We start from the raw sequence: 14,850 nt of genomic DNA on the forward strand, positions 1-14,850 counted from the left end.
GTTTCGATGAAAAACAATAAATACTCAAGTTAAATCTACGTATTTTCGCTTAATTTATAGTAAATGCCATCTGCATTGTAATGCTTAAGTAACAAAAAAAGTGGTATTAAGTTAATGCAATGTGATTATATATTGTTTTATATGATTTTATTTGATATGTAAATTCTGACTATTTCATCAGTTTTTAACGCTATATGTGTGAAAAAAACAGTTTATTTTAATTACGCTATACTGAAACGCGTAATTTACATTCACAATATTTATGAATGATGTATCATTATCAAAATAAAATTGATGATATCAATTAAGTATAATTGCTAATTTTATCTTTTAATATACCATTTATATGGTTGATGACAGTTGTAATCTTACCAACTGAAACTAATAAGGTATCCAAATAATGGAAAGTTCATTTACACCGACTGAATCGCTATTAAACGCTCGTGTTGAACAACAAAAGTTACTCAACAAAGAAATTCCAGATAATGAAATTTTATTAACTCGTCTTAGTATGCATGTTCATGGCAAGCTACTTGATTCTCGTAATAACATGTTAAGATCTCAAGGTATCAATGAAACACTATTTATGGCTTTAATGATCCTTGATACTAAAGATACTGGCAGTATTCAACCGTCAGAGCTTAGTGCGGCTCTCGGTTCTTCTCGCACCAATGCAACACGGATTGCTGATGAATTAGAAAAGCATGGATGGATAGAACGCAAAGAAAGCCATAACGATAGACGCTGCCTGCATCTTCATCTGACTGAGAAAGGTTCTGAATTTTTAAATGGATTATTACCTCCTCAGCATGAAGCATTAATTGAAATTTGGTCAGTATTAGATGTAGATGAAAAACAACAACTTAGTAAATTAATGCGCAAGTTGCTTAACAAGCTCGATAACATAAAAAATTAATTCGACGATTAACCATTCATTTTATATGGTTAATGTATTTGAGCCTAATCTAGGCTCAATAACAAAAAAAGACTGTTCAGTGCCTAATATTTCATTATTCTTCTACCTTATGCTTTACGTTACCCCATCAAGTAAAAACATAATTTGTAGTCTCAGTTTCCAGTAGTTAATCACTAACTGCTGGAAACGTTTGTGATCCTTATCCATACATGGAGAATTACCAGAATGAGCGTCCGCGAGGAAATGCCAGAAACGCAACAGCCACAACGGAATAAAAAAAGGCAACGCAGAAATGCACTAGTATTCTTAACATTTATTTTTATTGCCATTGGGATTGGCTGGTCTGCTTACTGGTATTTAGTTCTTCGTCACCATGAGTCTACCGACAATGCTTACGTTGCCGGAAACCAAGTTCAAATCCAATCTCAGGTATCAGGTAGTGTAATGACGGTTAATGTTGATAACACTGACTTTGTCAAAAGTGGCACAATATTAGTTGAGCTTGACCCAAGAGATGCCGAAATTGCATTAGATAAAGCAAAGACTGAGCTGGCGAATAGTGTACGCCAAACACGTCAAAACATGATTAATAGCAGACAATATCAAGCTAATATTGATGTGAAACGCTCTGAACTTAGTCGATTACAAAACGATTTAAAACGTCGTGAAGTACTTGGGAATAGTAATCTTATCGGTAAAGAAGAACTACAACACGCGAGAGATTCTGTTATTAGTGCTAAAGCTGCCCTTGATGTTGCTATTGAACAATTCAATGCAAATCAAGCTATTGTGCTTAATACAGCAATAGAAAAACAACCCGCAGTCGAACAAGCCGCTACCCAAGTAAGAAATAGCTGGTTAACCCTACAACGGACTAAAATTGTCAGCCCTGTTGATGGTTATGTTTCGCGCCGCAGCGTGCAAGTAGGTTCACAAATCACCCTTGCAACGCCATTAATGGCCATCGTCCCCTCTAATGGAATGTGGATTGACGCAAATTTCAAAGAAACACAGCTTGCAGATATGCGCATTGGCCAACCTGCCAAAGTAACCACTGATTTTTATGGTAAAGATATCGTTTTTAATGGTGTGGTTGTAGGATTAGACATGGGAACTGGTAGTGCTTTCTCTCTACTTCCGGCTCAAAATGCAAGTGGCAACTGGATAAAAGTTGTTCAACGCTTGCCAGTGCGTATTGCACTAGATGAAAAACAACTTGAAAACTACCCACTACGTATTGGTCTTTCAACAGAAGTTTCTGTCGATACCTTAAATAAAGATGGCAAAGTGCTTTCAAAAGGTATGCGTGATACACCCGCTTACCACACATCTGCTTTAGCAATTGATATGTCTCCTGCGAACAAAATAGTTACTGAGATAATTAATAATAACTATGGCAACAAATAAGCAAAGAGGCCAATGTGACTAATGCACCGCTAACAGGATCGAAACTTGCATGGATGACAGTTGCGCTTTCACTCGCAACATTCATGCAAGTACTTGATTCAACAATAGCTAACGTTGCTATTCCAACCATATCTGGGAACTTGGGTGCATCGAATACGCAAGGCATATGGGTTATTACCTCATTTGGTGTAGCGAATGCGATATCGATACCGATAACGGGATGGCTCGCCCGTAGGATCGGAGAAGTCAGATTATTTTTATGGTCAACGGGTTTATTTGCACTAACATCATGGCTATGCGGGATCTCCGGTAGCCTAGAAATGTTAATTTTATTCCGTGTATTACAAGGATTAGTTGCAGGTCCTTTGATCCCATTGTCTCAAAGCTTATTACTCAATAATTATCCACCAGCAAAACGGAATATGGCACTTGCACTTTGGTCAATGACCATTGTTGTCGCCCCGATTTGTGGCCCTATTTTAGGTGGATATATTAGTGATAACTACCATTGGGGATGGATATTCTTTATTAATGTTCCTTTTAGTGTTGCTATTATTTTTGCCATTATGAAAACACTCAAAGGCCGTGAAACCAATATATCTATCAGACCCATTGATACTATTGGCCTCGTTCTACTGGTCGTAGGTATTGGCGCGCTACAGATCATGCTTGACCAAGGCAAAGAGCTCGATTGGTTTAACTCAACTGAAATTATTGTACTAACAATTGTTGCTGTTATAGCTATTGCATTCTTAATTGTATGGGAGCTTACAGATGAGCACCCCGTTATTGACCTCTCACTATTTAAAGAACGAAATTTCACCATAGGCTGCTTATCACTCAGTCTTGCATATCTGCTTTATTTTGGAACCATTGTCCTACTGCCACAATTATTGCAGCAAGTCTTTGGTTATACGGCAACTTGGGCAGGACTCGCTTCCGCACCTATCGGTTTATTACCGTTATTAATTACACCGATTATTGGTCGATTCGGCAATCGTATTGATATGCGTTATTTAGTGACATTTAGCTTTATTGTCTATGCTATTTGTTATTATTGGCGTGCATATACTTTTGAACCTGGAATGAGTTTTGCGGCAGCAGCTTGGCCTCAATTTGTTCAAGGCTTGGCGATTGCTTGCTTCTTTATGCCATTAACCACCATTACTTTATCTGGATTACCTCCAGAAAGAATGGCGTCAGCCTCCAGTTTATCTAACTTTGTTCGAACGTTAGCTGGGGCAATAGGAACATCTATCACCACAACTTTATGGACACAACGTGAGGCAATGCACCACGAAAACTTAACTGAATTTGTCAATCCATTTAATCCAAATGCTCAGCACATGTACAACGAACTGGCACAGGTCGGTATGAATGAGCAACAAAGTGCCGCTTATATAGCAAAAAGTATTACAGATCAGGGATTAATCATATCAGCCAATGAAATATTTTGGTTATCCGCAGGCGTTTTCATCTTATTAATGGTGCTTGTTTGGTTTGCGAAGCCACCTTTTGGGGCTGGCTCAAAAGACGGCGGCGGAGGCCATTAGTTAATCAAATGAAATGACCCTATAAAACCGATAATCGATGATATAGGGTCACATTTTTAATCACTAATAAAACTAAAGTATGAGTTTAATCTAAATTAAAAATTAATTTTCAGTGTTGCATTAATACCACTAGAACTGACATCACTATTATATTGGCCTTGGTAAGAAACACCAAAAGTCGTTGATTTATTTAATTGCGCATCAACACCGAAACCTACGCCAAATAAATTATCCAATTTTCCGCCTCTCAAGGTTGCTTCACCTGAATTAGAAAGGAACAATTTAGCCTCAGGGCGATTATCACCAAAAATATGGCTAGCAGAAACATCCCCTTTTAATGCCATATTAATATTGCCTGCTGTAAATGGATAACCACCACGTAAACCAACTGTACCAACCTGAATATCTTGAGAGTCCGTTTTGCTAGTGAACTGCATATTCCCCACTTGCTCATGAATATTATCTGTTGATACTCGTAACCAATTGAATCCAGTATATGGTTCAATTGAATACTTATCGGTATTAAATTGTGTGTAAGCGCCTTCTAAGAATAACTGCGTAATTTTAGCATCATAACTGACAGAATTATTCCCCGAAGCTTGTCCTACCCATAATGTACGTTTAGCATCACGGTCTTGATTAGTATGAGTGATACCATAATTTAAAGAAGCAACATCATAAATATTGGATACACCGTATAAACCGATGTGAATATCGTTACTGTCTATTTTACCCTGTTCATTCGCTTTATATTTGGTTGAACCTGCACCAAAGAATAACCCAGCTTTAGTCTGTGAAGTCACATCAATTTCTGCGCCGACGAGTCCAGCATAGAAATCCACATCCATGTTACTATTACCATAATCTGCATTACCCCATTGACCGATACCTGTCATCCAAATACGGGCCTGACTATTTTCTAGCGCTGCGTAACGACCATGGCCAATACCAATTGCTTGATCTTTTACTGTTCGAGTTAACCCCAATACATTAACTACACTTGCATTATTCGCATTTAAATACATATCATTACCGAGTGATTGATAAGTACGACTCAAGTCGCTTTTATTCATTGGTAATACTGCATTAAATAATTCGCCACTTCCTTTATTATCTATCGCATTAGCAATAGCACGGCCATTTTCATTATTCGCAAATGTAGATAACGAGGTATCTGCTTTCTTACTTATAGTGCCTTTAATTGTATTATCTTTAACCGAAACATTTTTATCGAATAACGCATAATCATTATTTGTTTCTAGATTATTATCAGTTGCAGCCATTTTCATTTTAATACGGTTATCAACTAAATTATCCGCATTAACGATACCTGTCGCAACATTGTTATTCAAATAAACATCGCGTAGTTGGCCGACATTATCAGCGCCAACATCTAATGCAGCACCGTTATTTAATGACACATCACCGACATTAACATTATGTCCTGCCATTACTAAAAAAGTGCCTTTATCGTTAATATTAATATTGGCTTTATGACTTTCATTAGATGCTAGCTGGCCTTTTTGTGTAAATACATCATTATAACGATCGATAATACCGAATTTACCACCATTCACATTCACCGCTTCCAAACCAAAAGATTCAGTGAAACCATATAAAGTGCCTTGTTCAACCGTTGTACCACCACGATAAGTATTATCACCCGTCATGACTAATGTACCTTGGCCTTTTTTCACCAATGTACCATCATATAAGCCTGCATCTAATTTAGCTTGAATGGCATCCGCACGTTTTTGGTAATACTCTTGGCGCCATTTTTGTGCATCTTCTTTACTGACAATATGAGAAGTCGGATCTGAATTACCATCGTTAATAATAAAATCATCACCTAAGCTGTAATCGCCGCCAGCAGCGATGCCCTTATCTTTATAAGCCGCTAACCATGCAGTATCTTCTTGTTTACGTAAATCTAGCGCAGTTTGAGAAATATCATTAGTCCAAACATCTAACGGGACGGCATCAAGCTGATATTCAAATTTCCCTAAAAATTGGCCAGGCCCATACATCCCTTTCTCTAAATCGGGTGTTCCCCAGCCATAGCGAATGTCAGGTGTCCCTTCTGCTGATGTCCAACTATCATATAAAGAACCATCTGGGTTATAGCGGTTCGCCGTTGTAAACATCAAGTCACGCACTTGCATTGCATTCATGGCTTGATAGCGAGACATCAGAACACCCATAGCACCAGTAACGTGCGGCGCGGCCATTGAGGTACCACTAAAAGTATCCCAACCTGGGTTTCCTTCTTCATCAACAACGGTAGAGTAAATATTCCGACCCGGAGCAACAACCGTCCACCATTTTGCATTACCTGCTTCATTAAATACTTTTTCTAATTGATAGCCTGATTTATCCGCAGTTTGTTTAAGTCCCGCCACTGCAATCCAATGGTTTTCAGCCTCTGGATTAAAATAAGGATATAAAGGACGATAATATGGGTTAGCAAAATCACGGTTACCTGTTGTGAAAACTTGAACCACATTCGTCCCTTTCACTGCATCAAAAGCTGCATCGACAAATGAAGGCTTGTCACCATAAACTTTTTTGAAATAAAAATATTCATATTCTGTTTGTGCCGTCGTATCCACAGGCATATGTACGGTGGTATTACCGCCATCAGGACCTTTAGTTGGAATAGTATTAATAATGCGAGGGTTAGTCCCCCAGCTGTTATTAATTACCTGAGCACCAGCATCAACCATCGCTTTCCAACCCGTATAAAAGTATTGATAATCCTGATACGGGCCATAGTTATTACTGTCTGTTGCACCGGTATTACCTAGATAAATATCAGATCCCCAAGCAACCCCGTGCATACCGTCACCATCACGATTAGCGCCGACAGTACCCGTTACATGCGTGCCATGAGTGTCATTAACACCTTTTATCCAATTACCATCAACATCAAAAAGCTGGCCTTTTTCATAATGCCCACCCATTTCTTGGGGATAGCGCATACCCGTTGTGCCATATTCTCCTTTTGCCTTAACTGCATGAAAACGGGAACCACTCAGCTCCTGATGAGATAACAAAGCTCCTGAATCCATTACACCGATTTTTGCACCTTGCCCATGATAACCAAGGGCATAAGCACTAGATGCATTCATGGCAGAAAGTCCCCAGTCTTTCTGATATTCTTGGCTTTCCCAACTTTGTTTATCACCAAGTTGCCCCATTTCTGAATAAGAAATGGCATATCCAGAAAAAAGTAATGCAGAAGCAACAACAGAAAGTTGAAATCTATGTTTATTGATAACATATTTATTTATAGAGTGATTATTTTTTGAACTACAACGTAAATTCGACGCTATCTCTTTGTTCATTCCAATACCTTAGTTATATTTAAATTAATAACATTAATTAAGAATCAAAAAATAAAATCATGGAGATAATCTATTTTTTATAAAAATAAATATTTGAACAGCATCCCAAAAACATTATTTCAAAATGAAAATTAAGATAAATTAACTACTCATAGGCAATTAACTAGATAAATCTAACGATACAAGATCAAAGTAAGCTACTTTATAAACACTCAACACTATGTTTATCTTGCTTTTCGATACAATTATTCAAATTTTAAACATATTAAATAAGAAGGAGACATACTAAGAAACAATCGCTACAAACTAATTAACAAAAAAACATCAGCATTTAGTAAAATAAAGATAAAACCTTACTTTAAATAATTAAGGCTTTTCATCAATAACTAGAGCATTATTTTTAGTCACCACACACTTATTTATAGGTGACTGTTCTATAATAGAAGTACAATAAATTAAAAAAGAAATAGCCGAGGTCAGTACAGGGATTAATAATAAAAAAACCATACATTAATTAGCTGATTTAGCTTTTCATGTATGGTTTATCGAAGTTGATAATTTTATATTTGCTTACTTGGTTTTATTTTGCTGCCACCATTGAGCTAGCATAACACCCGTCGCAACAGAAACGTTGAGACTTTCAACTTTACCTGTACCGCCAATATACACGCTCATATCACCTTCATCCCATGCGCTATCACTTAGGCCATCGCTTTCTTGACCTAACACAAGCACCATTTTGGCCGGTAACTGTGCTTTCGCAATGTCTTGGCTACCTTTATGGCTTGAAGTGGTTACGATGGTGTAACCTGCATCACGGAACTTAGTTAATGTTGAAGTAAAACCATCCGCATCAATCGCCTTAATATGTTCAGCGCCACCTTCAGCAGTACGGATCGCAGCACCAGACTCCAACATGCCCGCATCCTGTAAAATCACACCCTGCACACCAAAATGTGCACAACTACGCATGATCCCGCCAAGGTTATGTGGATTTCCCACATCTTCCAGTGCTAATACGCAATCTTTGTCAGTTGCTTCTTGCAAATAGGTCTCGACATCCATACCGCCGCGTTTTTTAATAATAAAACAAACGCCACCATGATGCTCTGTACCTGATGCTTTTTCTAACTCTTCATCATCAACCACATGATATGCTTTACGATTTGCAGCCATCCACTTCAACGCATCACGAAAACGCGGAGTGACAGACTTCAAAAACCATGCACGAACAATCGCATCTGGACGGTTTTTAAACATCGCTTGGCAAGCGTTCTCACCGTAAATGCGCGTTTCTTCCTGACGTTGTTTACGTAATTGTTCCGGATCAATCAGGCTTTTACCTGAAATGCCACCGTGGTCATTAATTAACTCTTCACTATCTGGTCGAGAAATTGTACGCCACGGGGAACGTTCGCGAGGAGCGCTATCTCTATCGCTATCTGAACGTCCTGAGCGGCCTGAACGTTCGTTACGTCCACCGCTTCTATTATCAGAGCCTCTTCTATCGCCACGGTCATCACGGCCACCACGACGCTTATTATCATTTTGGCGCTTATCGCTACCTTTATTGTCATCCTGCCCTTCACTGCGGACATACATCACTTTTACTTTGCCGTTTTTACCGCTAAAATCATTCGAGTCGTTCATCACTATCCCCTACTGAGCTTTGGCGCGAAGATTACATGATGTTTCAAGACTGCGCCACCAATTCACACGATTATCTCACTATAAAGGCTATTATCTCACCGAAAAGATATTGAATATACTTCTATCGTATACAAAGCGTTTTACGTACAATACACGCCTTGTTTTATAGCGGCTCACATACCTTACTCCCATGACTCAAAATGCAGTTTATCACTTACGTCAAAAACGTCTTGCCCTTTCAACTAAACCTTTCAAGGCTAGGGGTTGCCGGGTAAAGCGCTGCCAATATTGCTTATTACCTATTCGACAATGTTTTTGCGCACAAACAGTACCAATGAATGCAAAAAGCCAATTTTGCCTCATTATGTTTGATGGAGAAGTATTTAAGCCTAGTAATACAGGTAAACTTATCGCCGATATTTTACCGAATACACTTGCATTTCAATGGTCACGAACAGATCCTGACACACAGTTATTGTCTGTTTTACAAGATCCAACAAGACAGCCTTACCTTATATTTCCCGAAAGCTATGCTCAAAGTCAGCGTATTGTCGTCAATCAACCCAATATTTCAAACAAACCCGCGCTATTTATTTTATTAGACGGTACTTGGCCTGAGGCCAGTAAAATGTTTAGAAAAAGTCCTTACTTAGATAATATTCCCCTATTATCCATCAATACCAAAGCAAGAACCGATTATCTACTGCGAACGCCTTCAAGAGAAGAGCAGCATTGCACCGCTGAAATTGCGGCAACTGTACTTGAACTTGCCGGAGATATGGATGCATCTAAACAACTATTTACTCACTTCAACTTATTTAGACATAAGTATCTTGAAGGAAAACCATCTCACCCTATTGCACAGCAAATTTTAGCTAAAACGACCCAATAATTATTCCATAACAATTTAACCTTTCGATAATATCCTTTTGGATCAGCCTTCATTTCTTTAGTGAGGTCAAAAGTGATAAATTTCAGATAACCTTCATCATAAAACGTGAACATGCTTATATAATTCAGTTAAAGTCACAGTCTAAACTAGCGTAATGTAAAAGATGAGGCATATTATTGATACAAAATGTCGTTATATCGATATCGTATCAATAAAGATATTCATTGAGCGAGCCCCCCGCTCATCAAAGTAAAAGGTTATCTGCCATGGGTTTAGTGAGTCAGTTAGAATCTTTGTTCAGACCAAAATCAATCGTTGTTATTGGTGCCTCAGAAAACCCTAATCGTGCAGGCTCAGTTATGATGAGAAACCTGTTAGGTAGTGGCTTCAAAGGCCCGATTCTTCCCGTAAATCCAAGCAGAAATTCAGTTCTTGGCGTTCTAGCTTATCCTTCGATTGATAAACTCCCACTAAAACCCGACCTCGCGGTTATTTGCACCCATTACTCAAGAAATATAGATTGTTTACGTCAGCTAGGTGAAGCGGGCTGTAATGTCGTTATTATTCTTTCTTCACCCTCAATTCAATTCAATGAACTAAAAAAAATTGCTCAACAATACCAAATTAGGCTACTTGGCCCAAATAGCCTCGGTTTTCTAGCGCCATGGCAGGGGTTAAATGCCAGTTTCTCACCAATACCGATTCTAAAAGGTAAACTCGCATTTATTTCTCAATCAGCAGCGGTTTCTAATACGGTTCTTGATTGGGCAAGGCATCGTGATATTGGTTTTTCATATTTTATTGCTTTAGGCGATAGCATCGACATTGATATCGATGATTTACTTGATTATCTCGCTCGCGACAGTAAAACCAGTGCTATTTTGCTCTACCTTGAAAATATAAGTGACGCTCGGCGCTTTCTATCATCATCACGCAGCGCCTCACGTAATAAACCAATATTAGTAGTCAAAAGTGGTAGAACCCGAAAAGCGCAAGAGTTACTTGGCGAAAAACCAAGTCTTGATGCCGCCTATGACGCAGCAATTCAACGGGCAGGATTACTGCGAGTACAAGATACCCATGAAATGTTTTCTGCCGTAGAAACTCTCAGTTATATGACACCACTCAGAGGTGAGCGATTATCTATCATGAGTAACGGCTCAGCACCTGCGGCAATGGCACTAGATGAACTTCTGCAACGTAATGGAAAATTAGCTAAACTCAGCCCTGAAACTGAAAATGAGCTCAGTGCATTATTACCTCTAGATTTATCAACGCACAATCCTATTGATCTCGGAGATGATTCAACGGTTGAGAGGTACATCAGTGTCTTGAATAAAATGCTTGATAGTCATGACCATGATGCGCTACTCCTCATACATACCCCAAGCGCAATTACTGAAAGTAAAGTCATGGCTGAAAAAATAATAAAAGCCATAAAACAGCATCCTAGAGGTAAATGGCTAACGATTTTAACTAACTGGTGCGGTGAATATTCATCCCAAGAATCGCGACGCTTATTTAGTGAAGCAGGTATTCCAACCTATCGAACCCCAGAAGGTGCTATCACTGCTTATATGCATATGGTGGAATATCGTCGTAACCAAAAACAACTCAAAGAAACACCTGCGCTGCCTATTGGTATTACAGCCAATACTCAACAAGCTCATGAGTATATTCAGCAAGCCTTGCAAAATAATAATTTGCATTTAGATACTCATGAAGTTCAACCCATTTTGAAAGCTTATGGCCTAAATAGCCTACCCACTTGGATTGCTCACTCTAGCCAAGAAGCCATTGATATTGCAGAAAAAATCGGTTATCCCGTCGCATTGAAATTACGCTCTCCTGATATTATGCATAAATCAGAAGTTCAAGGCGTTATGCTATATCTACGTAATGCAAAAGAGGTCGAAGACGCCGCTAAAGCAATAATCGAACGTGTTTCTGTTAATTATCCAAATGCACGAATTGAAGGACTATTAGTTCAAAGCATGGCCAACCGAGCGGGTGCTCAAGAACTAAGGATTGCAGTTGAATTAGATCCTGTTTTCGGTCCATTGATCATGCTAGGCGAAGGTGGTATCGAGTGGCAACAAGAAAGCCAAGCTGCTGTAGCTTTACCTCCATTAAATCTAGCCTTAGCCAGATATCTCGTGATAAATGCGATTAAAGGCTATAAAATCAAAGCTCGAAGTGCGCTCGAACCACTAAACATTCCAGGTCTAGCCAGTTTATTAGTACGTGTATCCAACCTTATTATCGACTGCCCTAATATATCTCGTTTAGATATACACCCGTTACTCGCCGCTGGGGACGAGTTCACTTTACTCGATGTGTCAATGACATTAAGCGAAACGAGTGGCACAGCAACATCCCGATTAGCCATTCGCCCCTATCCAAGTGAGTTAGAAGAAACAATCCAATTAAAAGATGACTTAATCTGCCTGCTACGTCCAATTCTTCCTGAAGATGAGCCACTTTTAAAATCATTTATTGAACGCGTCACAAAGGAAGATCTGTATTACCGATATTTCAGTGAAATTAGCGAATTTACCCATGACGATCTCGCTAATATGACACAAATCGATTATGACCGTGAAATGGCATTTGTTGCTGTTAAAAATCAAAATACGATACCTGAAATTATTGGTGTGACACGAGCAATGGCCGATCCTGACAATCAAGAGGCTGAATTTGCGGTTCTCGTCAGATCAGATATGAAAGGGCAAACATTAGGTTATCAGCTAATGCAAAAGCTATTAAATTACACTCGCGCTCATGGTATTAAAAAACTGATAGCAATTACCATGCCTGAGAATCGTAATATGATAAGTTTAGCTAAAAAACTAGGATTTAATATTGAGGTTCAATTTGAAGATGGCATTGTTAACCTTACACTCCATCTTTAAAAATGCATTAGGGTAAATTTGTATATTGATTAAACAGGTATTCAATTTATTCCTAACGACTTGGCTAAATATGCTATCATCCGTAGATCATTCGCTAAAATATTTGTGCAAAGCGATTTGCTATTGGACTAATAAGAGAAAATTCAAACTGTGATGTTGTCAAAATTAAAACAAGCAAAACATCAACAATATTTGGCAAATTTACCTAAATTGTCTCAATCCATTGCTGATGTTAGAACGCTATATAAAACAGAAGATTTTCGTGATGCTCTGCTTGAGCTAATCTCTCAAGCACAAAAAACCATCTACATTACGGCTCTGTATTTAGAAAAAGATGATGCAGGTAAAGACATACTTCATGCTTTATATGCAGCTAAGCAAGCTAATCCATCCCTAGAGATTAAAATCCTAGTTGATTGGCACCGCGCTCAACGTGGTCGAATTGGTGCTGCGGCAAATTTAACCAATGCTGACTGGTATTATGAAGTTGCGCAAAGCTACCCTAGTGTAGAGATTCCTATTTTTGGTATTCCGGTAAATACTCGTGAAGCATTAGGTGTTCTCCATCTTAAAGGTTTTTTGTTTGACGATACTCTGCTCTACAGCGGCGCAAGTATTAATGATGTATATCTGCATCGTCATGAAAAATACCGCTATGACAGATACCAGATTATCAAAAATGGCCAATTAACAGCTACGATGAAGCAATATATTGACAACACGCTGTTAGAATCAAATGCCATTCACTTACTAAATACGGCTACACGACCGAAAACTGCAGAATTTAAGCATTTAATTAAACAATTCCGCCTATCATTAAAAGATGAGTCTTACCAATTTCTAGGTGATGCATCTAATGATGAATTTGCAGTAACTCCATTTGTCGGACTTGGTAAAAAGAATGATTTAAATCGCGTGATAACCCATTTAATGAGTTCAACGACCAATAAACTGACTATTTGCACACCTTATTTTAATCTTCCCGCGGTACTTGTTAGAATTATAAGTCGGTTACTACGTGAAGGTAAGCAAGTAGAAATTATTATTGGGGATAAAACGGCCAATGACTTTTATATCCCGCCAGAAGAACCATTTAAAATAATTGGTGCGCTACCTTATCTGTATGAAATAAATTTACGTAAATTTATCAGTCGATTACAGCGTTTTGTTGACTCAAAACAGCTCACAGTAAGACTATGGAAAGATAGCGATAATACCTACCACCTCAAGGGTATGTGGGTCGATGATAGCTGGCAATTGATCACCGGTAATAATCTAAATCCTCGAGCATGGGGCTTAGATCTTGAAAATGCAATCCTACTACATGACCCCAAACAAGAGCTACAAGAACAACGTAGCCATGAATTGGAATGTATTCGTACTCATACCAAAGTTGTTGGTCATTACCGTGAGCTAGACAATATTCAAAGCTATCCAGTCAAAGTGAAAAAACTTATTCGTCGATTACGAAGAATACGTGTTGACCGTCTCATAAGCCGTATTTTATAAATTAACGCCAAAACGTCACTTCTGTGGCGTTTTCCCCCTAATTCACGACAAGTTAGTGATACCAAAATGCTAATTAACCGCTCAAGTCCTTTAATTATGTTCTCTTTCATTCTTGTGCTCACGGGGTGTACTGGATTTCATTGGTCAAATGATAATTGGACCGGTAAAGATAAAGCACAACATTTTGCTTTTTCTACAGCCATGGCCGCTGCTGGTAATGCATATGCAGATAGGCAAAACATGTCACATAGAGATGCAGCGCAATTCGGTATCTTATTTTCTTTATCATTAGGAGCAGCAAAAGAATTTTATGATAGTCGGCCAGAAGGAACAGGTTGGAGTTGGCACGACTTTGCCTACGATGTTGCAGGCTCTATAGCAGGTTATAGCTTATATCAGTCCTTTAAATAAAAATGACACTAAAAATAGTGTTAATTATATTTAATACCTCACTACTCATTATGTAGTTAAATTTTCCGAAATAAATACTTCAAGCTCACCCTCATTTCAATACTATTTAATGTAACCTTAAATAAACTTAAAAATAGCGCCTAACATACTAAATAAGTGTTATCACTCACGGCCTTACATTCTATACAACCATTCGCTAAATTAATTTACAGCCCAAAAAAGCTTAATACAGCCTAAAATAAGACTAACAATAACA

9 protein-coding genes are annotated in these 14,850 nt (G+C 38.4%); 7 read left to right on the top strand and 2 right to left on the bottom strand.

Features of this window, described 5'->3' with window-relative positions; all coding sequences use genetic code 11:
- Nucleotides 1–400: 400 nt before the first annotated feature.
- The 3 genes from mprA (at nucleotide 401) to emrB (ending at nucleotide 3,876) form a co-directional block, all read left to right on the top strand.
- On the top strand, nucleotides 401–916 hold the full coding sequence (mprA, locus tag DD649_RS07055; RefSeq protein WP_294105055.1) for a transcriptional repressor MprA: 516 nt from the start codon (nucleotides 401–403) through the stop codon (nucleotides 914–916).
- 225 nt (nucleotides 917–1,141) lie between these two features.
- Nucleotides 1,142–2,323, top strand: coding sequence for a multidrug efflux MFS transporter periplasmic adaptor subunit EmrA (emrA, locus tag DD649_RS07060; protein ID WP_294105057.1), 1,182 nt, complete (start codon nucleotides 1,142–1,144; stop codon nucleotides 2,321–2,323).
- Nucleotides 2,324–2,337: 14 nt separating this feature from the next.
- Nucleotides 2,338–3,876 (top strand): multidrug efflux MFS transporter permease subunit EmrB, encoded by a 1,539-nt coding sequence (emrB, locus tag DD649_RS07065; RefSeq protein WP_294105061.1) that lies wholly within the window; start codon nucleotides 2,338–2,340, stop codon nucleotides 3,874–3,876.
- 95 nt (nucleotides 3,877–3,971) lie between these two features.
- Here emrB and pta read toward each other — a convergent pair whose 3' ends face one another.
- A complete protein-coding gene (pta, locus tag DD649_RS07070; RefSeq protein ID WP_294105062.1) occupies nucleotides 3,972–7,220 on the bottom strand; it encodes an autotransporter Pta in 3,249 nt (1,082 codons plus the stop codon).
- A gap of 570 nt (nucleotides 7,221–7,790) precedes the next feature.
- Nucleotides 7,791–8,870, bottom strand: a complete 1,080-nt coding sequence (locus DD649_RS07075) for a tRNA/rRNA methyltransferase (RefSeq protein ID WP_294105064.1) — start codon at nucleotides 8,868–8,870, stop codon at nucleotides 7,791–7,793.
- 190 nt (nucleotides 8,871–9,060) lie between these two features.
- Here DD649_RS07075 and DD649_RS07080 point away from each other — a divergent pair, with 190 nt between their 5' ends.
- From DD649_RS07080 to DD649_RS07095, 4 genes are all read left to right on the top strand, one after another.
- Complete coding sequence (locus tag DD649_RS07080; RefSeq protein ID WP_294105066.1) at nucleotides 9,061–9,762, top strand: tRNA-uridine aminocarboxypropyltransferase; 702 nt, start codon at nucleotides 9,061–9,063, stop codon at nucleotides 9,760–9,762.
- Between the two features lie 266 nt (nucleotides 9,763–10,028).
- Entirely contained in the window at nucleotides 10,029–12,674 is a 2,646-nt protein-coding gene (locus tag DD649_RS07085; protein ID WP_294105068.1) for a bifunctional acetate--CoA ligase family protein/GNAT family N-acetyltransferase, read from the top strand.
- A gap of 153 nt (nucleotides 12,675–12,827) precedes the next feature.
- Nucleotides 12,828–14,183, top strand: a complete 1,356-nt coding sequence (gene pssA, locus DD649_RS07090; protein WP_294105070.1) for a CDP-diacylglycerol--serine O-phosphatidyltransferase — start codon at nucleotides 12,828–12,830, stop codon at nucleotides 14,181–14,183.
- Nucleotides 14,184–14,249: 66 nt separating this feature from the next.
- Nucleotides 14,250–14,594, top strand: coding sequence for a YfiM family lipoprotein (locus tag DD649_RS07095; RefSeq protein WP_294105072.1), 345 nt, complete (start codon nucleotides 14,250–14,252; stop codon nucleotides 14,592–14,594).
- Nucleotides 14,595–14,850 lie beyond the last annotated feature (256 nt).

The sequence above is a fragment of the Providencia sp. genome (assembly GCF_003533305.1).
Lineage (GTDB): Bacteria > Pseudomonadota > Gammaproteobacteria > Enterobacterales > Enterobacteriaceae > Providencia.